The organism is Pseudomonas sp. MYb327, from assembly GCF_040438925.1.
Classification (GTDB): domain Bacteria; phylum Pseudomonadota; class Gammaproteobacteria; order Pseudomonadales; family Pseudomonadaceae; genus Aquipseudomonas.
The window spans coordinates 1,943,108-1,966,778 of record NZ_CP159258.1 but is presented as its reverse complement, the minus strand read 5'-3'; the positions used below and the strand labels follow the sequence as shown (position 1 = coordinate 1,966,778).

Below are 23,671 nucleotides of genomic sequence, written 5' to 3'. Positions count from 1 at the left end.
TGAACTCTAGCTGGGCTTTCAACCCAACACTATCAGTGGCTATTAATAGTCGACATGCCTGTCATTGATTCCGCAGCGGCGTCAACATCGTCAAATGTCGTATGAAACCGAAGCAGCCTTTGTAGGAAAACTGAATTACTCGGTGCAGAGTACCAGCCTTTCCCCGTAATATTCTTGCTGGCCATTGTTCTCATATGGCCGCTCACGTCAAGTTTGCTGACTCTGCCAGGACTCCAGATGAATCGTAATGACCTGCGTCGTGTCGACCTGAACCTGTTAATCGTATTCGAAACATTGATGCACGAGCGCAGTGTGACGCGCGCGGCCGAGAAGCTGTTCCTCGGCCAGCCGGCCATCAGTGCGGCGCTTTCGCGGCTGCGCGGCCTGTTCGATGACCCGTTGTTTGTGCGAACCGGCCGCAGCATGGAGCCGTCCGCCCGGGCAGTGGAAATCTTCGCCCTGCTCTCTCCCGCACTGGATTCGATCTCAACCGCCGTCAGTCGTGCGGCCGAGTTCGACCCGGCCACCAGCACTGCGGTGTTCCGCATCGGTCTGTCGGACGATGTCGAATTTGCCCTGCTGCCGATGTTGCTCAAGCGCCTGCGTGCCGAATCCCCGGGAATCGTGCTGGTGGTGCGGCGGGTCAACTACATTCTGATGCCTGGCTTGTTGGCCTCGGGGGAAATTTCAATCGGCGTCAGCTACACCACCGACCTGCCGGCCAACGCCAAGCGCAAAGTGCTGCGCCGCAGTTCGCCGAAACTGTTGCGCGCCGACACTGTGCCAGGACCATTGAGCCTGGATGACTTCTGCGCCCGTCCCCATGCGCTGGTGTCGTTCGCCGGCGACCTGAGCGGCTTTATAGATGAAGAACTGGAAAAGCTCGGGCGCAAACGTCACGTGGTGCTGGCAGTGCCGCAGTTCAACGGGTTGAGCACGCTGTTGAGCGGAACCGATATCGTCGCCACCGTGCCGGACTACACCGCCGACGCGCTGACCGCTGCGGGCGGTGTACGGGCGGAAGACCCACCGTTACCGGTGCGCAGCTTTGAGTTGCACATGGCGTGGCGCGGGTCGCAGGACAATGATCCGGGGGAGCGTTGGTTGCGCTCGCGGATACAAATGTTCTTCGGGGATCCGGATAGTCTGGCTTGAGTTCTTTATCAAGGCTTCTGACGCCATCGCTGGCAATCCAGCTCCCACAGAGATAGCGCAAATCTGTAGGAGCTGGCTTGCCAGCGATAGCCGCGACGCGGTCTAAAACCAGACCTTTGCAATTCTGGAAATACAGAATTGCCATCAATCACGTTGATCCCCTCCTTACGCAAGGCGCAGGCTAGAGAGCTAACTTGGGTTCTCCTATCATTCCGAATGATAGTTACCTTCGCCCCATTCGATTCGTCCGATACCACCCTGCCGCGCATGATTCGCCAATCTTCAATACATTGGCGGATGCATCCATGGAACAGTCATTCAAACATTTGCGCTTCCCGTTGGCCGTCTTGGCCGTTCTGGTGATGAGCGCCTGCGGCAAGGCTCCGGAAACTGCCGCCACCCTGCCCGCTGCCAAAGTCAGCGTAGCCAAGGTGCTGGAGCAGCCAGTCAACGAGTGGGACGAATTCACCGGTCGCCTTGAAGCGCCGGAAACCGTAGAGATTCGTCCACGGGTCTCCGGCCAGATCGACGAAGTGGCCTTCACTGAAGGTGCGCTGGTCAAGAAAGGTGATCTGCTGTTCCAGATCGACCCGCGTCCGTTCCAGGCTGAGGTCCGCCGCCTCGAAGCACTGGTCGCCCAGTCCCGCGCCAACGCCACCCGCAGCGAAAACGAAGCCCAGCGCGGTGAACGCCTGCGGACCAGTAACGCGATTTCCGCGGAACTGGCCGACTCGCGTACCAGCGCTGCCCAGGAAGCCCGCGCCGCCGTCGGTGCCCTTCAAGCGCAACTGGACCTGGCCAAACTGAACCTGAGCTTCACCCGTGTCACCGCACCCATCAGTGGTCGCGTCAGCCGTGCTGAAATCACCGCCGGCAACCTGGTGACCGCCGATACCACCCCGCTAACTAGCGTGGTTTCCACCGACAAGGTCTACGCCTACTTCGACGCTGACGAGCGCGTGTTCCTCAAGTACACGCAACTCGCTCGCCAGGGCAAACGCGGCGCCACCACCCCGGTTTACATGGGCCTGTCCAACGAAGACGGCAACCCGCACCAGGGCGTGATGAACTTCGTCGACAACCAGGTCAACCCGAAAACCGGCACCATCCGTGGTCGCGCCGTGTTCGACAACAGCGACGGCAGCTACACCCCGGGCCTGTATGCACGCCTGAAACTGGTGGGCAGCGGTACCTACAGCGCCATGCTGATCAACGACGAAGCGGTCGGCACTGACCTGGGCAAGAAGTTTGTGTTGGTGATGGATGCCGACAACAAAACTGCCTACCGCGCGGTCGAGCTGGGTCCGAAAATCGAAGGCCTGCGCATCGTGCGCAACGGTCTGAACAAGGACGACACCATCATCGTCAAGGGTCTGCAACGGGTACGTCCCGGTTCGCCGGTCACCCCTGAAGTGATCCCGATGGCCAGCGAGCAAACCCTCGCGGCACTGGCACAACAACGACAAGCGCTGGAAGCCAGCAACCTGCCTCAAGTCGCGCCTGCCAAGGTCGCGCCGGGTACGGTTGTGAAAGTGGCTGCTGCGACTCCACGCGGTTAAGGGATAACGACTCCGATGAATTTTTCCCAATTCTTCATTTCCCGGCCGATCTTCGCAGCGGTGCTATCGCTGCTGATCCTGATTGCCGGTGCGATCTCGCTGTTCCAATTGCCGATCAGCGAATACCCGGAAGTGGTGCCGCCGACCGTTGTGGTACGCGCCAACTTCCCGGGGGCCAACCCGAAAGTCATCGGTGAAACCGTGGCCGCTCCCCTGGAGCAAGCGATCACCGGCGTCGAGAACATGCTTTACATGTCCTCGCAGTCGACCGCCGACGGCAAGATCACCCTGACCATCACCTTCGCCCTGGGCACTGACCTGGATAACGCGCAGGTGCAGGTGCAAAACCGCGTGACCCGGACCGAGCCGAAACTTCCCGAAGAAGTGACGCGCATCGGTATCACCGTGGACAAGGCGTCGCCCGACCTGACGATGGTTGTGCACTTGACCTCGCCGGACAAACGCTACGACATGCTCTACCTGTCCAACTACGCCTTGCTCAACATCAAGGATGAGCTGGCGCGTCTGGGCGGTGTCGGTGATGTACAGCTGTTCGGCATGGGCGATTACTCGCTACGGGTCTGGCTCGATCCGAACAAGACTGCTTCGCGTAACCTGACCGCGACTGATGTGGTCACTGCAATCCGTGAACAGAACCGTCAGGTCGCTGCCGGTGCGCTGGGTGCGCCACCCGCCCCGAATGCCACGGCGTTCCAGTTGTCGGTCAACACCCAGGGCCGCCTGGTGTCCGAGGAAGAGTTCGAGAACATCATCATTCGCTCCGGCGACAACGGTGAAATCACTCGTCTCAAAGACATCGCTCGCGTCGAACTGGGTTCCAGCCAGTACGCCCTGCGTTCCTTGCTGAACAACCAACCGGCGGTGGCGATCCCGATCTTCCAGCGCCCTGGCTCCAACGCCATCGAGATTTCCAACGAAGTGCGGTCGAAAATGGCCGAGCTGAAGAAGAACTTCCCGGAAGGCATGGATTTCAGCATCGTCTATGACCCGACGATCTTCGTGCGCGGCTCCATCGAGGCGGTGGTCCATACCCTGTTCGAAGCGCTGATCCTCGTGGTTCTGGTGGTGATCCTGTTCCTGCAAACCTGGCGCGCCTCGATCATTCCGTTGGTGGCGGTGCCGGTATCGCTGATCGGTACATTTGCCGTGATGCACTTGTTCGGCTTCTCGTTGAACGCCTTGTCATTGTTCGGCCTGGTACTGGCGATCGGGATCGTGGTCGACGATGCGATCGTGGTGGTGGAAAACGTCGAGCGAAATATCGAACTGGGACTGACGCCGGTCGAGGCAACAAAACGGGCCATGCGTGAAGTGACCGGCCCGATCATCGCCACGGCGCTGGTACTGTGTGCGGTGTTTATTCCAGCGGCGTTCATCTCCGGGTTGACCGGGCAGTTCTACAAACAATTCGCCCTGACCATCGCGATTTCCACGGTGATCTCGGCCTTCAACTCGCTGACCCTGTCGCCGGCACTGGCGGCCGTGTTGTTGAAAGGTCATGACGCGCCGAAAGACCGTTTCTCCAAGGTCCTCGACAAAATCTTCGGTGGCTGGTTGTTCCGTCCGTTCAACCGTTTCTTTGAAAAAGCCAGCCATGGTTACGTCGGCACGGTGGCCCGTGTCATCCGCAGCAGCGGTATCGCCCTGCTGTTGTACGCAGGTCTGATGGTGCTGACGTTCTTCGGTTTCTCCAGCACGCCGACCGGTTTCGTACCCGGCCAGGACAAGCAATACCTGGTGGCCTTCGCGCAACTGCCGGACGCCGCGAGCCTGGACCGTACCGAAGATGTGATCAAACGCATGTCCGATCTGGCGCTGAAACAGCCGGGTGTGGAAAGTGCGGTGGCCTTCCCTGGCCTGTCCATCAACGGTTTCACCAACAGCCCGAACGCCGGCATCGTGTTCGTGACCCTGAAACCGTTCGACGAGCGTAAAGACCCGAGCATGTCCGCCGGTGCAATTGCCGGTGCGTTGAACGGCCAGTACGCCGGGATTCAGGAAGCCTACATGGCGATCTTCCCGCCGCCGCCGGTACAAGGCCTGGGCACCATCGGTGGTTTCCGCCTGCAGATCGAAGACCGGGGTAACCTCGGCTACGAAGAGCTGTACAAAGAAACCATGAACATCATCAACAAGAGCCACAGCGTTCCGGAACTGGCCGGGCTGTTCACCAGCTACACCGTGAACGTGCCGCAGGTCGATGCCGCCATCGACCGGGAAAAAGCCAAGACCCACGGCGTGGCCGTCAGTGACATCTTCGACACCCTGCAGATTTACCTGGGTTCGCTGTATGCCAACGACTTCAACCGCTTCGGCCGTACCTACCAGGTCAACGTTCAGGCCGAGCAGCAGTTCCGCCTCGAATCCGACCAGATCGGTCAGCTGAAAGTGCGTAACAACAAAGGCGAGATGATCCCGCTGGCGACGTTCATCAAGGTCAGCGACACCTCGGGCCCGGATCGCGTCTCGCATTACAACGGTTTCGTCACCGCAGAAATCAACGGTGCCGCCGCCCCCGGCTACAGCTCCGGCCAGGCCGAAAAAGCCATCGAGAAACTGCTCAAGGAAGAACTTCCGAACGGCATGACCTACGAATGGACCGACCTGACCTACCAGCAGATTCTGTCCGGCAACACTGCGCTGTTCGTGTTCCCGCTCTGCGTACTGCTGGCGTTCCTGGTGCTCGCGGCGCAGTACGAAAGCTGGAGCCTGCCACTGGCGGTGATCCTGATCGTACCGATGACCCTGCTGTCGGCCATCACCGGTGTGATTGCTTCGGGTGGCGACAACAACATCTTCACCCAGATCGGCTTGATCGTACTGGTGGGGCTTGCCTGTAAGAACGCGATTCTGATCGTCGAGTTTGCCAAGGACAAACAGCTTGAAGGCATGAACCCGCTGGCCGCCGTGCTCGAAGCGTGCCGCCTGCGTCTGCGGCCGATCCTGATGACCTCCTTCGCGTTCATCATGGGTGTTGTGCCTCTGGTGTTCTCCAGCGGTGCCGGTGCGGAAATGCGTCACGCCATGGGTGTGGCGGTGTTCTCCGGGATGCTCGGGGTGACCTTCTTTGGACTGTTGCTGACGCCGGTGTTTTACGTACTGATTCGCAACTTTGTCGAACGCGGCCAAGCGCGCAAAGCAGCCAAGGCCAACCTGAAGCTGGAGTCGCACTGATGAGTTTGAAAGCCTTCCTGCCGAGCCTGCTGGTACTGGCGCTCAGCGCCTGTGCCGTTGGCCCGGACTACAAGACCCCAGCCTCTGAACCGGCCAACATCACTGCGGTGACCGATGGTGCGGCCGGCCAGAAAAACTTTGATCGCTCGCGCTTCGAAGGCATCTGGTGGCAGCAGTTTGAAGACCCGACCCTCAACCAGTTGGTCACGCAATCCTTGAAGGGCAACCGTGACTTGCGCGTCGCCTTCGCCCGCTGGAAAGCAGCCCGGGCGATTCGCGATGACGTCAGCAATGACGCCATGCCGACCATCACCAGCCGCGTCAGCAGTGATCTGGGCAAAGGACAGATTCCCGGCGAGACCACCGACCGGGTCAATAGCGAACGCTACGACCTGGGTCTGGACATGGCATGGGAAATCGACCTGTTTGGCCGCATCCAGCGCAATCTGGAGTCGGCCAATGCCGAACAACAGGCATTCGAGGCGGATCTGTATCAACTGCAAGTCACCATGATTGCCGAATTGGTGGACTCTTATGGCCAGCTGCGTGGTGCGCAATTGCGCGAGAAAATCGCCCTGGCCAACCTGCAGAACCAGCAGGAGTCGCGCAAAATCACCATCAGCCTGCGTGACGCCGGCGTTGGCGATCAGCTCGATGTGGAGCGTGCAGATGCACGCCTTGCCTCTGTCGAAGCCAGCGTCCCGCAATTGCAGGCTGAGCAGGTGCGCCAGAAAAACCGTATCGCCACCCTGCTGGGTGAACGCCCGGACAAGTTGAGCGTGGACCTGAGCCCCAAAAACCTGCCGGCGATTGCCAAGGCCCTGCCGATCGGTGATCCGGGCGAGCTGTTGCAACGCCGTCCGGACGTCCTCAGCGCCGAACGTCAATTGGCGTCGGCCACAGCGCGCATTGGCGTTGCCAAGGCTGATCTGTTCCCGCGCGTGAGCCTCAGCGGCTTCCTCGGTTTCACGGCCGGGCGTGGCTCGCAGATCGGCTCTTCGGCTGCCAATGCCTGGGCACTCGGCCCGAGCATCACGTGGGCGGCGTTCGACCTGGGCAGTGTGCGTGCCCGTTTACGCGGTGCCGATGCCGATGCCGAAGGCGCCCTGGCAACCTACGAGCAACAAGTATTGCTGGCCCTTGAAGAGTCGGAAAACGCCTTCAGCGACTACGGCAAACGCCAGCAGCGCCTGATTTCGTTGATTCGTCAGAGCGAGTCCAGCCGATCCGCTGCCAATCTGGCGGAAATCCGCTACCGCGAAGGCACGGTGGATTTCCTTGTATTACTCGACGCCCAGCGCGAGCGTCTGGCAGCAGAAGACACCCAGGCCCAGGCTGAAGTCGACCTGTATCGCGGCATCGTCGCGATCTACAAGGCCCTCGGCGGTGGCTGGCAGCCAGAGACGGTCGCCAGCAAGTAACGATTTTCAAAGAGCTCCTTTGGTTGGCCGCAACCAACCAATTCCTTTGCCCCGCTGCCTCATTCGGTCGCGGGGCTTTTTTTTGCCTGCTCGGTTGGTAACACCAATCCCTGTGGGAGCGGGGTTTCCCGCGATGGCGGCGTGTCAGGCAACCGCGATGTTGACCGTACTGACGCCATCGCTGGCAAGCCAGCTCCTACGGGGATTTTGGGTGGATGTGGGAGTTGTGAACGACTCGAAATGCCGTAGGAGCAAGCTTGCTCGCGATAGCGGTCTACCAGGCAACCGCGATGTTGAATGTGCTGACGCCATCGCTGGCAAGCCAGCTCCTACAGGGATTGTTGTGGATGCGGGAATTGTGAACGACTCGAAATGCCGTAGGAGCAAGCTTGCTCGCGATAGCGGTCTACCAGGCAACCGCGATGTTGAATGTGCTGACGCCATCGCTGGCAAGCCAGCTCCTACGGGGATTTTGGGTGGAGGCGGGAATTGTGAACGACTCGAAATGCCGTAGGAGCAAGCTTGCTCGCGATAGCGGTCTACCAGGCAACCGCGATGTTGAATGTGCTGACGCCATCGCTGGCAAGCCAGCTCCTACAGGGATTGTTGTGGATGCGGGAATTGTGAACGACTCGAAATGCCGTAGGAGCAAGCTTGCTCGCGATAGCGGTCTACCAGGCAATGGTGATGTTGAATGTGCTGACGCCATCGCTGGCAAGCCAGCTCCTACGGGGATTTTGGGTGGATGCGGGAATTGTGGGCGCCCCAAAATGCCGTAGGAGCAAGCTTGCTCGCGATAGCGGTCTGCCAGGCAACCGCGATGTTGACCGTACTGACGCCATCGCTGGCAAGCAAGCTCCTACGGGGATTTTGGGTGGATGCGGGAATTGTGAACGACTCGAAATGCCGTAGGAGCAAGCTTGCTCGCGATAGCGGTCTGCCAGGCAACCGCGATGTTGACCGTACTGACGCCATCGCTGGCAAGCCAGCTCCTACGGGAATTTTGGGTGGATGCGGGAATTGTGAACGACTCGAAATGCCGTAGGAGCAAGCTTGCTCGCGATGGCGGTCTGACAGACAACGATGATGTTGAATGTGCTGACGCCATCGCTGGCAAGCCAGCTCCTACGGGGATTTTGGGTGGATGCGGGAATTGTGAACGACTCGAAATGCCGTAGGAGCAAGCTTGCTCGCGATAGCGGTCTGCCAGGCTATGGTGATGTTGAATGTGCTGACGCCATCGCTGGCAAGCCAGCTCCTACGGGGATTTTGGGTGGATGCGGGGATTGTGGGCGCCCCAAAATGCTGTAGGAGCAAGCTTGCTCGCGATAGCGGTCTGCCAGGCAACGGTGATGTTGAATGTGCTGACGCCATCGCTGGCAAGCCAGCTCCTACGGGGATTTTGGGTGGAGGCGGGAATTGTGAACGACTCGAAATGCCGTAGGAGCGGGCTTGCCCGCGATGGCGGTGTGTCAGGCAACCGCGATGTTGACCGTGCTGACGCCATCGCTGGCAAGCCAGCTCCTACAGGGATTGTTGTGGAGGCGGGAATTGTGAATGACTCGAAATGCCGTAGGAGCAAGCTTGCTCGCGATAGCGGTCTGCCAGGCAATGGTGATGTTGAATGTGCTGACGCCATCGCTGGCAAGCTGAACTGGCCTAATAATTCCGGACACCTCTTAAGGGCGATATGATTTCGCCAACTTGGAGGTTCCATGAACGAAAGAAAGGTCTATACCCGCGAGTTCAAGCTGCATGCGGCCAGCATGGTGCTTGATGATAACTGCCCCGTGCCAGACGTTTGTGCATCGCTGGACATCGGCCCTACCGCTTTACGGCGCTGGGTCGATCAGGTTCGTAAGGAACGTGAAGGGCAGCCAGTCAAAGGCACCAAGGCGATTACCGAGGATCAGCGCCAGATCCAGGAACTAAAAGCCAAGATCAAGCGCATGGAGATGGAAGCCGAAATCCTAAAAAAGGCTACCGCTCTCTTGATGTCGGATCCCGATCGTTTTCGATGATCGCAGAGCTAAGAGAGTCATTCCCGACTGCCATTGTGTGCCGTGTTTTCGATGTGAAGCGCAGCAGCTTTTATGAGTGGATTCAGCGGCGCACCAAGCTGCGGCTCAGTCGCGAAGAGCTCAAGTCGAAAGTGGTTGAGCTGCACAGCGAAAGCCGGGAAGCCATGGGCTCCAGAATGATCAGCAAGGGCCTGAAGTCGCAAAACATAGCGGTCGGAAGGGAGCTGGCCAGAACGCTGATGAAAGAGGCCAACATTGTCAGTAAACAACGCCAGCCGCATCCATTCAGATCCAAAGGCGTTGAAGCATTTGTTGCGCCCAATTTGCTCAAGCGCAATTTCAAGCCGACTGCTGTCGATCAGGTCTGGTGCGGCGACGTTACTAGCCTAATGGTGGGCAAACGCTGGGTTCATCTGGCCGTCGTGATCGACTTGTTTGCTCGCCGAGTGATTGGCTGGGCGTTTTCGCTGGTCAATGACGCCAACTTGGTCAGCAAGGCGCTACGCATGGCGACAGAGGTACGAACGTGCCCTGCGGGCCTGATGTTCCATTCGGATCAGGGCTGTCAGGGCGGATTCAACCGGTCGTCGCAACACCTTGATCGAGGTGTTTATGGGACGACCCGCAGGATGGATGCAAAAATTGACGGGCCGGGGAGCGATGCGTTCTCCAGGTGCACCCTCACTTCGTAATGAGATCGAGCGGCTATTTTGGGTGCAGATTGCAACAGGCATCACAAGCGAAAAGGCAGCACATGCCGTTGGCGTATCAACAGCGGTAGGTACACGCTGGTTCCGTCATCGAGGCGGGATGCCATTATTCATGTCGAATCACATATCAGGACGTTACTTATCGTTTGCAGAGCGAGAAGAGATTGGGCTGCTTCGAGCGCAAAGTGTTGGCGTTCGTGAGATCGCCCGTCGCCTTGGACGAAGCCCATCGACAATTTCACGGGAGCTGACACGAAATGCTGCTACCCGTTGCGGTCGGCTTGAATATCGAGCGTCAGTAGCGCAATGGAAGGCAGAACTGGTGGCCAAGAGGCCGAAACCAGCAAAGCTGGTCACTAACCCTCGACTGCACCAGTACGTACGCGACCGCCTTGAGGGCAAGGTTCAAGACGCCGATGGTCGTGAGATCTCTGGGCCTCGGCAAGCGCCCTTCAAAGGTCGAAATAAACCGCATCGCAGTGACCGTAAATGGGTCAATGGCTGGTCGCCCGAACAGATTGCCAACCGGCTCCAGATCGATTTTCCGGATGATGAATCCATGCGCATCTCTCATGAAACCATATATCAGGCGCTCTACATTCAGGGTCGAGGAGCTCTCAAGCGCGAACTGGTGAGCTGCCTGCGCTCAGGACGAGCATTGCGCGTGCCGAGAGCCAGAGCGCAGGCCAAAGTGTGGGCACACGTCAGCGAGGACGTCATGATCTCCAGTCGCCCTGCTGAGGTAGAAGATCGGGCTGTACCCGGGCATTGGGAGGGCGACCTGATCATCGGTCTGAACCGTTCTGCGATTGGAACTCTGGTCGAGCGCTCAACTCGATTTACCATGCTCGTCCATCTGCCCCGCGAGAAAGGTTATGGGCTAATTCCCCGCACGAAGAACGGCCCGGCGCTGGCTGGCTATGGGGCTGTTAGTATGGCCAATGCATTGAAGAAGACGGTGACTGATCTTCCCATCGAGCTGTGGCGATCTTTGACCTGGGATCGTGGAAAGGAGCTGTCGGATCACGCTCGATTTACCATCGAGTCCGGAGTAAAGGTTTTCTTTGCTGATCCACATAGTCCATGGCAGCGCGGCACAAACGAAAATACGAACGGCCTTCTACGGCAATACTTCCCGAAAGGCACTGACCTCTCTCGTTGGAGTGCTCAAGAAATACAGGCGGTAGCTCACGTACTTAACACTAGACCTCGAAAAACACTCGGCTGGAAAACACCTGCCGAAGCACTGAATGAGTATCTAAAGTCTGTACAACAATCCAGTGTTGCGACGACCGGTTGAATCCGCCCAGTACACCAGTCGCAAGTTTCAAGAGGAACTGCTGCGCCATGGCATTTTGCAAAGCATGAGCCATCGCGGGCAGTGCTGGGACAATGCTCCAACGGAGCGGTTTTTCGGCACGCTGAAGTCAGAGTGGGTCCCTCGCAATGGCTACAGCCTGATCGAGGAGGCGAAAACCGATATGGTGCGTTTTTTTCTGTACTACAACCGCACCAGGCTCCATAGCTACAACAACTACCTGTCGCCAATAGCCATGGAGCAAAAAGCGGCATAAACACCGTAACCGGTGTCCGGGATTACTTGACCAGTTCAAGCCAGCTCCTACAGGGATTTAGGGTGGAGGCGGGAATTGTGAATGACTCGAAATGCCGTAGGAGCAAGCTTGCTCGCGATAGCGGTCTACCAGGCAACCGCGATGTTGAATGTGCTGACGCCATCGCTGGCAAGCCGGCTCCTACAGGGTTTGGGTATTCAGAAGAGTTCGTTGAACGGGATAAACCGTGCCGTATCGCCCACTTGCAATGTGCGCCCCTCCAAAACCTCCACCAATCCATCCGCCCAAGATGCGCTCAACAACACGCCTGAACTCTGGTTTGGATAAAGCACCGCACGACCCGCCTCGAGTTTGGCCCGCAGGTATTCCCGGCGACTTCCCGGTTTTGGCCAGGCGAAACCCACCGTGATCGCAAAGCTCAACGGCTCAACGTCTTCGACGCCCTGAATCCGCAACAGATACGCCCGCGCCAACAGGCCAAACGTCACCAAGGCAGAAGCCGGATTACCTGGCAAACCCATCACCGGCACGTTGCCAAAATGGCCCACGGTGAACGGCTTGCCGGGTTTGATCGCGAGTTTCCAGAGCAGGGGTTTACCGCATTCGCGCAGCACCTGGCCGAGGCAATCGGCATCCCCGGCGGACACTCCGCCCGTGGAGAGAATCAGGTCGGCCGACTGCTGCAATTGTTCCAGTTTGAGCCGCGTCTGCCGAGGTTCGTCGGGAAGAATGCCGATGTCGATGACGTCGCAACCCAACGCGCTTAGCCAATGACTTAACAAGGTGCGATTGCTGTTGTAGATACTGCCAGGCTTGAGTGGCGTGCCCGGCTCGACCAGTTCATCCCCGGTGGACAGCAACGCCACCCGTGGCCGTCGCACCACCTGCACATGGGTGCAGCCCTGCGCCGCCGCGACCGCCAGTTCGAACGGTCCGAGACGCTTGCCGGCCTGCAACAACACGTCCCCGGCGCGGTTCTCCTGACCTCGAGGGCGGATGTTGCAGCCTTCGCTCAGCGGCTGCTTAAACCTCACCCGGCCGTCAACCAGAACCTCCGTGTTTTCCTGCATCTCTACGCAGTTCGCCCCCGCTGGTACGGGGGCCCCGGTGAAGATTCGCGCGCAGGTTCCCGGGACCAAAGTTTCTGGGGCCTGACCGGCAAACACGTGTTGCGACACCGGCAGGGGCTGACTGTCCCAGCCGTCGAGATTCAGCGCATAACCGTCCATGGCGCTGTTAGGCCAGGGCGGTAGATCAAGGATGGCCAGCAGGTCATTGGCCAACACCCGTTGCCGTGCCGCACTCAACGACACCGCTTGGCTTTCTTTCAATCGTTGCGCCTCGGCCATCTCGAGCAGACGACCAATGGCCTCCCCCACTGGCATCAGCGCAGAAACACTCATCCCCGAGTCCCGCATGCTTGCACAGGCTTGAGGTGCGGGACGAAATTGCACGGCCGATGACGGGCGTCCAGTTGCTCAGCGAGAATGCCTTCCCACGCCGTGCGGCAGGCACCCGTGGAGCCCGGCAGGCAGCAGACCAGCGTGCCATTGGCCAACCCGGCCAGGGCGCGGCTTTGCACGGTGGAAGTGCCGATATCAAGAATGGAAATTGCGCGGAACAGTTCGCCGAAACCATCGATCTGCTTGTCCAGCAAACAGGCCACCGCTTCGGGTGTGCTGTCACGGCCGGTGAACCCGGTGCCGCCGGTGATCAGCACCACTTGAATGTTTTCAGCGGCAATCCAGGTCGCCACCTGCGCACGGATTTTGTACAGATCGTCCTTGAGCAAGTTGCGCTCGCTCAGGGTGTGCCCAGCCTCCAGCAAGCGGCTGACCAACAGTTGCCCGGAAGTGTCATTGGCATATTCACGGGTATCGCTGACCGTTAGCACGGCAATATTCAAGGGGATAAACAATGCATCCGGTTTAGCGCTCATGGAATTCTCCGGCAGATATAATTAACTAACTTCCGGAGACTAAAACGCTGCAACAAGTACTGTCTAATCACTCTAACCAACCACACTATCGAGCGTATCTATCAAACAATTCGCATGCGTGATAGAGCTGATCGATAGACCTTTAAAAACAGTTGATTGGACGCACAGAAACAACAGTGAGATCGTCCCTCGAAATTAAACCAACGCAAACCCCTGTAGGAGCAGCCTTCGGCAGCTCCTACACTCAATAATTACCCTACATTCCCTCCGTCAGCAGGTGCCGTCATGGACATCAAACAACTCAAGTTCCTGATTGCCCTGGAGCAGACCCGCCACTTCGGCCAGGCCGCCGCGCGCTGCCACATCACCCAGCCGACCCTGTCCATGCGCCTGCGCAACCTTGAGGATGAACTGGATCTGGTGCTGGTCACCCGCGGCCAGCGTTTCGAAGGTTTTACCCAGGCCGGCGAACGTGTATTGGCGTGGGCCAGAACCTTGCTGGCCGCCCACGACGGCTTGTTCGCCGAAGCGGCCGCGTGCCGTGGTCAACTGGTTGGTAACTTGCGTCTGGGCCTGGTGCCGCTCAGCAGTTTCAACCCGGTCAGCTACATTCAGGGGCTTTCGCGCAGCTTTCCCGAGCTGAAGTTCAGCCTGTCGTCGCTCAGTTCCGACCAGATCATCGAAGGACTGGGCAACAACCAACTCGACCTGGGCGTGTGTTACCTCGACCACGTCAACCCGAGTTATTTCGAGTTTTTCGAGATCGGCGAAACCCGCGTCGGCCTACTGTATGACACGCGTCACTTCCACTTCGAAGGAACCGAAATGAGCTGGGAGGACGCCGCCGAGTTGCCGCTGGGCATGCTCAGCAACGGCATGCATTACCGCAAATCCATCGACCTGAGCTTCCGCAGCCGCGGGCTCGACCCGCAGCCGATCATGGAAAGCGACTCGACTTATCAGTTGCTGCAGGCGATCCACGAAGGTTTTTGCTGCGCGATCATGCCGCTCGATAGCGGTCTGGAAGAGCCGATTGAGCACCTGTCGTTCATCAATTTGCCCGATGCCAGCGTGCTCGCGCCGCTGGGTTTGGTCATGCGCAAAACCGAACCACGCTCGGCGATTGCCGAGAAGTGTTTCGCTGAAGCGCGACAGTTATTTCCAGCAAAGAACTAATTCAATCGGTTATAAAAAACCAACTAAACACACTTCGGCCGCAACGATAGATCTCACCAATCAGCGCATCGGAACAAGCGATTGGACGCTCTGAAAAGTTACCCGTAGCCTGAACTCACTTCAGCGCTTCGAGGTTCTTTTCATGCCGTGCCAAGTTAAAAAACCTATTGATCGAAGCGACACCAATGCACCCGCGCCGACACCACAAAGTGTGAACTTCCGTGAATACGACAGCGGCGCGGCAGTCTCTCAAGCAGCGCTGGCTTCTGAGATTGCCCTGGCGATTACCTACAACGGTTTGAGTCAGGCGGTGATGATGGTGTCGCCCGGCAACCTCGAAGATTTCATCCGTGGCTTCAGCGTGAGCAACAACATCGTGCAGGACCAGAGCGAAATCTACGACATCCGCCTCACCCATTTTGATCAGGCCGTACAGGCTGATGTGCAGATCTCCAGCCGTGCATTCTGGGCGCTGAAGGATCATCGACGGCAAATGGCCGGCACCAGTGGCTGCGGCCTCTGTGGTGTAGAGGCGCTGGAACAGGCGTTGCCGCAACTGCAAATTCTCGACCCGGTGCCGCTGCCCCCGGCCGACCATTTCATCGGTATTCGCGAGCGTATCGAACAGGCCCAGCAAATGGCCCGCAGCAGCGGCGCCCTGCACGCTGCACTGTATTTCGATGCCCACGGCTCTGCGCTTATTTGCCGTGAAGACATCGGCCGCCATAACGCACTGGATAAATTGATCGGTGCCCTGCAGCACGCCGGCATTGATAGCCGGTGCGGTTTTACGGTTGTCACCAGTCGTTGCAGTCTGGAACTGATTCACAAGGCGGTCAGGGCCCGGCTCGGTACGCTGGTCAGTCTTTCGGCACCCACGGCGCTGACCGTGCAGTGGGCGATCAAACATCGTCTCAACCTGATCCACGTACCCCATCGCAATGCGCCACGCATCTACAGCCCGGCATGATGCCTCCACTCGACCACCGCGCTCATCAGCGCAGGAGTTACCCGTGACAGACCCTTCCGATTCCCCGCCCAATGGCTTGACCCATCTCGACAGCCACGGCCACGCCAACATGGTCGATGTCAGCGACAAGCGATCGACCCAGCGCGAGGCTCAAGCTCAGGCCTGGGTGCGGATGCGCCCGGAAACCCTGAAGTTGATCCAGAGCGATGGCCACCCTAAAGGCGATGTGTTCGCCGTCGCGCGCATCGCCGGAATCATGGCTGCCAAGAAAACCCAAGAACTGATCCCGCTGTGCCACACCTTGTTGCTCAGCTCGATCCACGTCGAACTCAAGGCTTGCGCACCGGACAGCGTAAAAATCGTCGGCACCTGCCGCGTCGAGGGCCAGACCGGTGTGGAACTGGAAGCGCTGACCGCCGTCAGCGTCGCCGCGCTGACCCTCTATGACATGTGCAAAGCGGTGGATCGCGGCATGGTCATCGACGATGTCCGCCTGCTCAGTAAACAAGGTGGCCGCTCGGGGCACTTCAAATTCGAGGACGCACAATGATTCTGATCAATTACTTCGCCCGTTATCGCGAGCAGCTCAACCTCGGTGGGGAAAAACTGGCCCTGACCGCCAGCCTCAAGACCATCGAGGACGTCCGTCAATTGCTCATGGCCCGCGGCGAAATGTGGAACAGCGTACTGGGCGAAAACAATCTGATGTGCGCGCTGAACCAGGAACTGTGCCATCCGCATCGGACGATTGAGGACTTTGACGAGATTGCTTTTTTTCCACCCGTCACCGGGGGCTGAAGCATGACTGTCAGCGTCCAGTACAAGGCCTTCGACAGCGGCCAGTTGATCGAGCACCTCCACGCGAAAGAACCCGGCGTCGGCGCCGTGGTCAACTTCGTCGGCTATGTGCGTGATATCAACCAGGGCGAGGAAGTTGCCAGCCTGTTTCTCGAACACTACCCCGGCATGACCGAACGCTCGCTGCAAAAGATCATCGACAACGCCAAGAGCCGATGGCCGCTCAAGGCTGTGCAGATCGTGCACCGGATCGGCCAGTTGTCGGTCACTGATCCTATTGTGTTTGTCGGTGTGAGCAGCCAGCACCGTCAGGCGGCATTCGAGGCCTGCGCGTTCATCATGGATTATCTGAAAACCGATGCACCGTTCTGGAAACGTGAAGATGTGGCCTCTGGCGTACGTTGGGTCGATGCCCGGCACAGCGACCGCTCTGCGGCTGATCGCTGGGTGACGGACTAATAATCCGACTACCCAAAGCACGGCATCATGGCTAAAGTCACTGGCTCGAAGCGTCTTCGCAAGGAACCTCTGCTTGAGCCTCACGCCTTCTCCGGACAGCCTGCCAGAACCCGCCAAACCAGCGGCAATCAGCCTTCGAGAAGCGTTCCGCTTCTGGCTCAAGCTCGGCTTCATCAGTTTCGGCGGGCCGGCGGGGCAAATTTCGATCATGCATCAGGAGTTGGTCGAGCGCCGACGCTGGATTTCCGAGCGGCGTTTTCTGCATGCGCTCAACTATTGCATGTTGCTGCCCGGCCCCGAGGCACAGCAACTGGCGACCTACATTGGCTGGCTGATGCACCGGACCTGGGGCGGCGTGATCGCCGGCGCGCTGTTCGTGCTGCCGTCGTTGTTCATCCTGATTGCCTTGTCCTGGGTTTACATCGCCTTCGGTGAAGTGCCCGTGGTGGCCGGGCTGTTTTACGGGATCAAGCCTGCGGTGACGGCCATTGTGTTGCAGGCGGCGCACCGTATCGGCTCCCGCGCATTGAAAAACGCCTGGATGTGGGGCATCGCCGCCGCATCATTCGTGGCCATCTTTGCACTCAACGTACCGTTTCCCTTGATCGTGTTAGGGGCGGCCATCATCGGTTACTTCGGCGGGCGCCTGGCGCCCGAAAAATTCAGGACCGGTGGCCACAGTGCCGCGCAGAAATCCTTCGGCCCGGCCCTTATCGATGACGACACACCGACACCCGATCACGCCCGCTTCAGTGGCGGAAAATTGCTGCGTCTTGCGCTCATTGGCGCAGTGTTGTGGACGCTGCCGATGGCCGCCCTCACCAGCCTGTTCGGCTGGGAAGGTACACTGACGCAGATGGGCTGGTTCTTTACCAAAGCGGCGTTGCTGACGTTCGGCGGCGCCTACGCAGTGCTGCCTTATGTGTATCAGGGCGCGGTGGGTCACTATGGCTGGCTCACGCCGACTCAGATGATCGATGGCCTGGCGCTCGGCGAAACCACACCCGGGCCACTGATCATGGTCGTGGCCTTCGTCGGTTTTATCGGCGGCTACGTTCATCAAGTATTCGGCCCTGATCAAGTCTTCGGCGCCGGCGTCGTAGCGGCCATGCTGGTGACCTGGTTCACCTTCCTGCCTTCGTTCCTGTTCATCCTCGCTGGCGGGCCGCTGGTGGAATCGACGCACAATGAACTCAAATTCACCGCGCCGTTGACGGCCATTACGGCGGCGGTGGTCGGCGTGATTCTTAATCTGGCGTGCTTTTTCGGCTACCACGTGTTGTGGCCCAAAGGCTTCGCCGGACACTTGGATTGGCCTTCGCTGCTGATCGCGCTGGCAGCGGCGATGGCCTTGTTTCGCTTCAAGCGCGGCGTCATTGAAGTGCTGGTCAGTTGTGGGGTGATCGGGATGGGCGTTCACCTCTTGCGCTGAAACAGACATTTACAGCTTTCATTTTCACCCCTAGTATCCAGTCACCCGCGGATGGCTTGTCATCCGCCACCGACGTTTTCCGCTATTGGAAACATTCATGAGCACTGCCCCGTCAGAGCAACACGTCTCGACCCTGACCACCTCCCCGGTGGTCGCGCAAGGCATTGCCTCATGAAACGCATCGTCAACCTGCCCATGGCCTTGCGCCGCTCAAAACTGCGTCACTCCGCACGCCCGCCGGATAGCACCCTGCTCGCCTGATTGCGTCCACGACGCATAGAGCCCTGCCTTTTTTCGCTATCGCTGCCAGCACGCTCCGGATTTTTATCCGCCGTCGTGTCGTGGCCTGAATCCGTGCGTCCGCGGGACGCCAACGTGAGTGACGAACAATGAAATTCGCAGCCCTTGAAGACGCCCAAAATTTTTTGGCGAACAACCCCGATATCGACATGATCGAGTTGTTCATTCTCGATGCCAACGGCGTACCGCGCGGCAAGTTGCTGCACCGCGAGGAGCTGCTGGCGGTGTATGAAAGCGGTCGACCGCTGCCCAGCACCATTCTCGGCCTGACCTTGCAGGGTGAAGACGTCGAGAACTCCGGGCTGGTCTGGGACGTGGGCGACATCGACTGTCGCGCCTACCCGCTCGAAGGCAGCCTGGTGCGCTTGCCCTGGCGGCAGATTCCGACGGCGGCGGTGCAAGTCAGCATGCACCCGCAAGAAGGCATGCCCGCCAGCATTGCCGACCCGCGTCATCTGCTGATCAAGGTCATCGATGGCTTGAAAGCCGAGGGTTACCACCCGGTGATGGCGTGCGAGCTGGAGTTCTATTTGCTGGACGCCAAACGCGATCACAACGGTCGCCCGCAACCCGCACTGGACGCCGACGGCGGTCGACCGCGACACACTCAGGTCTATGGCCTGCGTGAGCTGGAGCAAATTGAGCCGTTCCTCGCCGACCTCTATGCGGCGTGCAAACTCCACGGCATTCCGGCGCGCACGGCGATTTCCGAATACGCCCCCGGGCAAGTGGAAATCACCCTTGAACACGGCGATGCCTTGATGGCGATGGATCAGGCCGTACGTTACAAGCGACTGGTGAAAGCCGTCGCCCACAAGCACGGCATGCAGGCGACGTTCATGGCCAAACCCTTCGACCATTTGGCGGGCACCGGGATGCACATGCACGTCAGCATCGCCGATGCCGAAGGGCGCAACTTGTTCGCCTCCGAGAACCCGGCTGGCACGCCGCTGCTGCGCACGGCCATCGGCGGCATGCTCGCCTCGCTGCTGGATTCGTTGTTGATGTTTTGCCCCAATGCCAACTCCTACCGGCGTTTCCAGGCCAACAGCTATGCGCCGCTGGCCCCGACCTGGGGCGTCGATAACCGCACGGTGAGTTTGCGTGTACCCGGTGGTCCGGCCAACAGTCGGCATATCGAACACCGTATCTGCGGTGCCGACGCCAACCCGTATCTGGCGGCGGCCGCGATTCTGGCGGGCATTCATCGCGGCATCCGTGAAAACCTCGATCCAGGTGAACCGGTGGAAGGCAACGGCTACGCGCAGGCGACCGAACTGCTGCCGACTGACTGGCTGACGTCGCTGACGGCACTGGAAAATTCGGCATGGGCGCGGGATGCATTGGGGCAGGAATTTCTTGGGGTGTATCTGGCGGTGAAGCGTGCCGAGTATCGGCAATTCATGGCGGAAGTAGGTGAGCAGGACTGGCGTTGGTATTTGACTGAGGCCTGAACCGCTCCGTCCCTCTGTGGGAGCGAGCCTGCTCGCGATAGCGGTGCATCCGTCACCCCAAGTGCCGAATGTGCTGACCTCATCGCGAGCCGGCTCGCTCCCCCAAGGGTCGTGCTAGCTCTACCACCCTCTCTGCCTGGACACTGACATGACTACCCAACGCTGCAATTCCTACTACACCGCCACCCTCAATCACGAAACCAATTACCCGACCCTGCGAGGCAATCACCGCGTCGACGTGGTGATCATCGGCGGCGGTTTCACCGGCGTCGCCACGGCAGTGGAACTGGCTGAAAAAGGCCTGAAAGTCGCCATCGTCGAAAGCCATAAAATCGGCTGGGGCGCCACTGGGCGCAACGGCGGGCAGGTCACCGGCAGCCTGTCCGGCGACGAAGCCATGCGTAAGCAGATGCGCCGCACCATCGGCGAGGAGGTCGATGATTTCATCTGGCACCTGCGCTGGCGTGGGCATCAGATCATTAAGCAGCGGGTGGAAAAATACGCCATCGCCTGCGACCTAAAGCACGGCCACCTGCACGCCGCATACAAGCCGAGCCACATGGACGGTTTGCGCAAGGATTACGACGAAGCCGTGCGCCGTGGCATGGGCGACGAAGTCAGCCTGCTCGACCGCAGCCAAGTGCGCGACCTGCTGCAAAGCGATCTGTATCACGGTGCGATCAAGAACACCCGCAACATGCACCTGCATCCGCTCAACCTGTGCATCGGCGAAGCCCGGGCGGCCGAAAGCCTCGGTGCGCTGATCTTCGAAAACAGCGAAGTGCTGGAGATCATTCACGGCGACAAACCGGGCGTGCGCACCGCCCACGGACGTATCGACGCCAACCAGGTGCTGCTGGCTGGCGACGTCTACCACAAACTGGAACCGGGCAAGCTCAAGGGCAAGATCTTCCCGGCCATGGGCGGCATCGTCACCACCGCGCCGCTGGGGGATTTGGCCAAACAGATCAACCCGCAAGACCTGGCCGTCTACGACTGCCGCTTCGTGCTCGACTACTACCGCCTGACTGCCGACGGTCGCCTGCTGTTCGGCGGTGGCGCCAATTACAGCGGCAAGGATTCACGCGACATTGCTGGTGAACTGCGCCCGTGCATCGAGCAGACGTTCCCGGCGCTGAAAGGCGTGGCCATCGATTTCCAGTGGAGCTGCGCGATGGGCATCGTGATCAACCGCATTCCGCAACTGGGCAAGCTCTCGGACAACGTCTGGTATTGCCAGGGCTATTCCGGCCACGGCATCGCCACCACACACATCATGGGCGAAATCATGGGTCGCGCGATCACCGGGCAACTGGAGCACTTCGACACCTTCGCCGCGTGCCAGCACATTCGTGTGCCCATGGGCGACCTGCTCGGCAACCCGATGCTGGCGGCTGGCATGTGGTACTACCAGATGCTGGAGCGATTGCGCTGAGGCCTTCTGGTCGACAGTTACACCGCTATCGCTGGCAAGCCAGCTCCTACAAAAATGCGGGATACATGCTGGAAGGGCATGGCATAAAACTGTAGGAGCCGGCTTGCTGGCGAAGCGATGGTCAATTCGACACTGCCGGTCGCCACATGCTGACACCGACTTCCGGATGAATCGCGTACTCCCCGGTAAACAACCAAACGTCAGCGCAAACACAAACACCCCAGCCAGGTATCATTTGTTTCGATCTTTCAAATCACGAAGCCGAATTTTTTATTTGCGACTGACCTGTTCAAGATGAGCGCCATCACCCCTGTATCGGAAGGAAACGTCATGAATCTAAATTTCGCCTTTGTCTGCATGATCGTGGTTTCATTCACCATCGCGTTGGTGCACACCTGATTCGCAACAACGCACTTCCTTTCCATCCAGAGTCGACCCATGCTTTTTGCCCTTGTATCGAAAGGCACCCTTCTCACGCCTGAACAGCCGGATACAACGGTGCCCTGGTGGAGCTTCACCAAAACCGTGCTCGCAGCGGCAGCCTTGTCACTGGTGCGGGACCGGTTGATCAATCTGGACGATACGGTGCCTGAAGGCCCGTTCACCCTGCGTCAATTGCTACGGCACGAAGCCGGGCTGGCGGACTATTCCGAACTTGCTGAATACCACGCTGCTGTTGCCTGCAATGAAGCGCCGTGGCCGGCGGATGAAATGCTGCAACGACTCGATGCTTCCCGATTGCGCTACACGCCGGGCGAAGGTTGGCGATATTCCAACGTTGGATACCTGTTTGTTGCAAGGCTGATCGAACGCATTACGGGCCTTCCACTGGAAGACGCATTGAAACAACAGGTGTTTGCTCCCCTCGGAGTGTCCCGTGTTCGCCTGGCAAAAACGCGCGCCGATCTGGCACGCGTGAACATGGGCTGCGCATCCGCCTACGATCCGGCCTGGGTCTATCACGGTTTGTTGGTCGGCCCTCTCGCCGAGGCAGCCCTTTGCCTGAACCGCCTATTGGGCGGCGACTTGCTGCCACAAACCCTGCTGCAGGACATGCAAACGATCCGGAAACTCGGTGGGCCAATATCCGGCCGGCCGTGGACGTCTCCAGGTTATGGCCTCGGCCTTATGTGCGGTGGTGTGGAAAATCAACGGATCTTGAGCGGCCACACCGGCGCCGGGCCGGGCAGTGTCGTGGCGGTTTATCACGCTGATCATGGAAACGACGCCAAGACTTGCGCCGTGTTCTGCGAGGGTAACGATGAAGGCGCTGTAGAAGCTCAAGCGGTGCGCTTTTTATACGAATACGTGGACGGGTGACACCATCAATTCGACGCGACGTGATCCTCTTTGCCCGCGGTCACCAGTGTTTTCAACGACGCATCAAACTGTTTCAACGCGTTCACTTGCAACTCGGTTTGCTGGTTGATCTGCGCAGCAATCTGCGGCGCGGACTTGCCATGCACCCACACCGAAGGCATCTGCTCAGCACGTGAACCTTCTGCCTGGCCGATGTATTGCAGGTTCGAATCGTAGAACCTGGCGACAAACCGTGCCTCAACCTGGTTGTTGCGTTTAGACACCAGGCGGCTGTAGGTGTCGAGCATCACCACCACATCCGGGTGCGCCTGCACTGCGGCGTCGAGGTTGTCATAGACGGTGACCGAGGTGAATTGCTTCTGCAACGACCCCATCAACCAATTGATTGCGCGCTGTGGATCAGAGCTGTCGACGAACGCCTGGCTGATTTGCGAATTCATCTCAGGGTTTTTCGCTCCGTTCACCGCAACGGCGTGGTAGTTCTCAAGGTATTCCTGAGTATTAACGGTGTTTTCGCTGTAGAGCACGCCCACCGATTTCGCCTGCTGCAGAATGGCGGCGCTGTCGGTGATGGGTGGGAAATGGCAGGACAGATCGGCTGCAAAGGCCGGTGCGGTAGCGGCAACGCTACCGGTGAATACGGCGACAAACGCCAACAGGGCTGAAAGTTTCATCGCGCAGGTTCCTTCAATGGCGAGATTGTAATGACCCTATCCTCCTCCTATGACAGAAAAACAGAACTTGCATTCTTTA

At 59.0% G+C, this 23,671-nt stretch carries 20 protein-coding genes; 17 read left to right on the top strand and 3 right to left on the bottom strand.

The window, feature by feature from the left end; translation table 11 throughout:
- Positions 1-237 precede the first annotated feature (237 nt).
- From ABVN21_RS08825 to ABVN21_RS08790, 8 genes are all read left to right on the top strand, one after another.
- Positions 238-1,155 (top strand): LysR family transcriptional regulator, encoded by a 918-nt coding sequence (locus ABVN21_RS08825; RefSeq protein ID WP_034146545.1) that lies wholly within the window; start codon positions 238-240, stop codon positions 1,153-1,155.
- 305 nt (positions 1,156-1,460) lie between these two features.
- The gene (gene mexE, locus ABVN21_RS08820) at positions 1,461-2,714 is read left to right on the top strand and encodes a multidrug efflux RND transporter periplasmic adaptor subunit MexE (RefSeq protein WP_339554460.1); all 1,254 of its coding nucleotides are present in this window, start codon (positions 1,461-1,463) and stop codon (positions 2,712-2,714) included.
- A gap of 15 nt (positions 2,715-2,729) precedes the next feature.
- A complete protein-coding gene (locus ABVN21_RS08815; RefSeq protein ID WP_339554459.1) occupies positions 2,730-5,909 on the top strand; it encodes an efflux RND transporter permease subunit in 3,180 nt (1,059 codons plus the stop codon).
- The gene (locus ABVN21_RS08810; protein WP_339554458.1) at positions 5,909-7,330 is read left to right on the top strand and encodes a TolC family protein; all 1,422 of its coding nucleotides are present in this window, start codon (positions 5,909-5,911) and stop codon (positions 7,328-7,330) included. Before ABVN21_RS08815 ends, ABVN21_RS08810 begins: the two co-directional genes overlap by 1 nt.
- Positions 7,331-9,045: 1,715 nt before the next feature.
- Positions 9,046-9,351: an IS3 family transposase gene (locus ABVN21_RS08805; RefSeq protein WP_008047186.1), complete on the top strand. Its 306-nt coding sequence runs from the start codon at positions 9,046-9,048 to the stop codon at positions 9,349-9,351.
- The gene (locus ABVN21_RS08800) at positions 9,348-10,043 is read left to right on the top strand and encodes an IS3 family transposase (protein ID WP_353637234.1); all 696 of its coding nucleotides are present in this window, start codon (positions 9,348-9,350) and stop codon (positions 10,041-10,043) included. The genes ABVN21_RS08805 and ABVN21_RS08800 overlap by 4 nt, the downstream gene beginning before the upstream one ends.
- Positions 9,985-11,361 (top strand): IS30 family transposase, encoded by a 1,377-nt coding sequence (locus ABVN21_RS08795; RefSeq protein WP_353637232.1) that lies wholly within the window; start codon positions 9,985-9,987, stop codon positions 11,359-11,361. Before ABVN21_RS08800 ends, ABVN21_RS08795 begins: the two co-directional genes overlap by 59 nt.
- Positions 11,345-11,635 carry an integrase core domain-containing protein gene (locus ABVN21_RS08790; RefSeq protein WP_339555510.1) on the top strand — a complete coding sequence of 97 codons (291 nt, stop codon included), beginning with the start codon at positions 11,345-11,347 and terminating at the stop codon, positions 11,633-11,635. The genes ABVN21_RS08795 and ABVN21_RS08790 overlap by 17 nt, the downstream gene beginning before the upstream one ends.
- 197 nt (positions 11,636-11,832) lie before the next feature.
- Here ABVN21_RS08790 and glp read toward each other — a convergent pair whose 3' ends face one another.
- Positions 11,833-13,038, bottom strand: coding sequence for a gephyrin-like molybdotransferase Glp (gene glp, locus ABVN21_RS08785; protein WP_339555682.1), 1,206 nt, complete (start codon positions 13,036-13,038; stop codon positions 11,833-11,835).
- A complete protein-coding gene (moaB, locus tag ABVN21_RS08780; protein ID WP_339555683.1) occupies positions 13,035-13,574 on the bottom strand; it encodes a molybdenum cofactor biosynthesis protein B in 540 nt (179 codons plus the stop codon). Before moaB ends, glp begins: the two co-directional genes overlap by 4 nt.
- A gap of 285 nt (positions 13,575-13,859) precedes the next feature.
- Between moaB and ABVN21_RS08775 the strand changes: the two genes are divergently transcribed.
- The 9 genes from ABVN21_RS08775 (at position 13,860) to ABVN21_RS08735 (ending at position 22,918) form a co-directional block, all read left to right on the top strand.
- Positions 13,860-14,750, top strand: coding sequence for a LysR family transcriptional regulator (locus tag ABVN21_RS08775; RefSeq protein WP_339555684.1), 891 nt, complete (start codon positions 13,860-13,862; stop codon positions 14,748-14,750).
- Positions 14,751-14,892: 142 nt separating this feature from the next.
- Positions 14,893-15,720 (top strand): formate dehydrogenase accessory sulfurtransferase FdhD, encoded by an 828-nt coding sequence (fdhD, locus tag ABVN21_RS08770; RefSeq protein ID WP_339555685.1) that lies wholly within the window; start codon positions 14,893-14,895, stop codon positions 15,718-15,720.
- Positions 15,721-15,829: 109 nt separating this feature from the next.
- Entirely contained in the window at positions 15,830-16,270 is a 441-nt protein-coding gene (gene moaC / locus ABVN21_RS08765; RefSeq protein ID WP_353637244.1) for a cyclic pyranopterin monophosphate synthase MoaC, read from the top strand.
- Positions 16,267-16,518 carry a molybdopterin converting factor subunit 1 gene (moaD, locus tag ABVN21_RS08760; protein WP_339555687.1) on the top strand — a complete coding sequence of 84 codons (252 nt, stop codon included), beginning with the start codon at positions 16,267-16,269 and terminating at the stop codon, positions 16,516-16,518. Before moaC ends, moaD begins: the two co-directional genes overlap by 4 nt.
- A 3-nt stretch (positions 16,519-16,521) precedes the next feature.
- Positions 16,522-16,977 carry a molybdopterin synthase catalytic subunit MoaE gene (gene moaE / locus ABVN21_RS08755; protein WP_339555688.1) on the top strand — a complete coding sequence of 152 codons (456 nt, stop codon included), beginning with the start codon at positions 16,522-16,524 and terminating at the stop codon, positions 16,975-16,977.
- 73 nt (positions 16,978-17,050) lie between these two features.
- Positions 17,051-18,409, top strand: a complete 1,359-nt coding sequence (chrA, locus tag ABVN21_RS08750) for a chromate efflux transporter (RefSeq protein WP_339555689.1) — start codon at positions 17,051-17,053, stop codon at positions 18,407-18,409.
- 389 nt (positions 18,410-18,798) lie between these two features.
- A complete protein-coding gene (locus tag ABVN21_RS08745) occupies positions 18,799-20,163 on the top strand; it encodes a glutamine synthetase family protein (protein WP_339555690.1) in 1,365 nt (454 codons plus the stop codon).
- Between the two features lie 148 nt (positions 20,164-20,311).
- A complete protein-coding gene (locus tag ABVN21_RS08740; RefSeq protein ID WP_339555691.1) occupies positions 20,312-21,598 on the top strand; it encodes an FAD-binding oxidoreductase in 1,287 nt (428 codons plus the stop codon).
- A gap of 438 nt (positions 21,599-22,036) precedes the next feature.
- Positions 22,037-22,918, top strand: a complete 882-nt coding sequence (locus tag ABVN21_RS08735; RefSeq protein WP_339555692.1) for a serine hydrolase domain-containing protein — start codon at positions 22,037-22,039, stop codon at positions 22,916-22,918.
- A gap of 5 nt (positions 22,919-22,923) precedes the next feature.
- Here ABVN21_RS08735 and ABVN21_RS08730 read toward each other — a convergent pair whose 3' ends face one another.
- Positions 22,924-23,592, bottom strand: coding sequence for an ATPase (locus ABVN21_RS08730; protein WP_339555693.1), 669 nt, complete (start codon positions 23,590-23,592; stop codon positions 22,924-22,926).
- Positions 23,593-23,671: the final 79 nt, after the last annotated feature.

Bases quoted from the DNA above. Each gene is read 5' to 3' on its own strand.
- ABVN21_RS08825 (WP_034146545.1), top strand. From the start codon at position 238: ATGAATCGTAATGACCTGCGTCGTGTCGACCTGAACCTGTTAATCGTA.
- mexE (WP_339554460.1), top strand. From the start codon at position 1,461: ATGGAACAGTCATTCAAACATTTGCGCTTCCCGTTGGCCGTCTTGGCC.
- ABVN21_RS08815 (WP_339554459.1), top strand. From the start codon at position 2,730: ATGAATTTTTCCCAATTCTTCATTTCCCGGCCGATCTTCGCAGCGGTG.
- ABVN21_RS08810 (WP_339554458.1), top strand. From the start codon at position 5,909: ATGAGTTTGAAAGCCTTCCTGCCGAGCCTGCTGGTACTGGCGCTCAGC.
- ABVN21_RS08805 (WP_008047186.1), top strand. From the start codon at position 9,046: ATGAACGAAAGAAAGGTCTATACCCGCGAGTTCAAGCTGCATGCGGCC.
- ABVN21_RS08800 (WP_353637234.1), top strand. From the start codon at position 9,348: ATGATCGCAGAGCTAAGAGAGTCATTCCCGACTGCCATTGTGTGCCGT.
- ABVN21_RS08795 (WP_353637232.1), top strand. From the start codon at position 9,985: ATGCAAAAATTGACGGGCCGGGGAGCGATGCGTTCTCCAGGTGCACCC.
- glp (WP_339555682.1), bottom strand. From the start codon at position 13,038: ATGAGTGTTTCTGCGCTGATGCCAGTGGGGGAGGCCATTGGTCGTCTG.
- moaB (WP_339555683.1), bottom strand. From the start codon at position 13,574: ATGAGCGCTAAACCGGATGCATTGTTTATCCCCTTGAATATTGCCGTG.
- ABVN21_RS08775 (WP_339555684.1), top strand. From the start codon at position 13,860: ATGGACATCAAACAACTCAAGTTCCTGATTGCCCTGGAGCAGACCCGC.
- fdhD (WP_339555685.1), top strand. From the start codon at position 14,893: ATGCCGTGCCAAGTTAAAAAACCTATTGATCGAAGCGACACCAATGCA.
- moaC (WP_353637244.1), top strand. From the start codon at position 15,830: ATGGTCGATGTCAGCGACAAGCGATCGACCCAGCGCGAGGCTCAAGCT.
- moaD (WP_339555687.1), top strand. From the start codon at position 16,267: ATGATTCTGATCAATTACTTCGCCCGTTATCGCGAGCAGCTCAACCTC.
- moaE (WP_339555688.1), top strand. From the start codon at position 16,522: ATGACTGTCAGCGTCCAGTACAAGGCCTTCGACAGCGGCCAGTTGATC.
- ABVN21_RS08745 (WP_339555690.1), top strand. From the start codon at position 18,799: ATGAAATTCGCAGCCCTTGAAGACGCCCAAAATTTTTTGGCGAACAAC.
- ABVN21_RS08740 (WP_339555691.1), top strand. From the start codon at position 20,312: ATGACTACCCAACGCTGCAATTCCTACTACACCGCCACCCTCAATCAC.
- ABVN21_RS08735 (WP_339555692.1), top strand. From the start codon at position 22,037: ATGCTTTTTGCCCTTGTATCGAAAGGCACCCTTCTCACGCCTGAACAG.
- ABVN21_RS08730 (WP_339555693.1), bottom strand. From the start codon at position 23,592: ATGAAACTTTCAGCCCTGTTGGCGTTTGTCGCCGTATTCACCGGTAGC.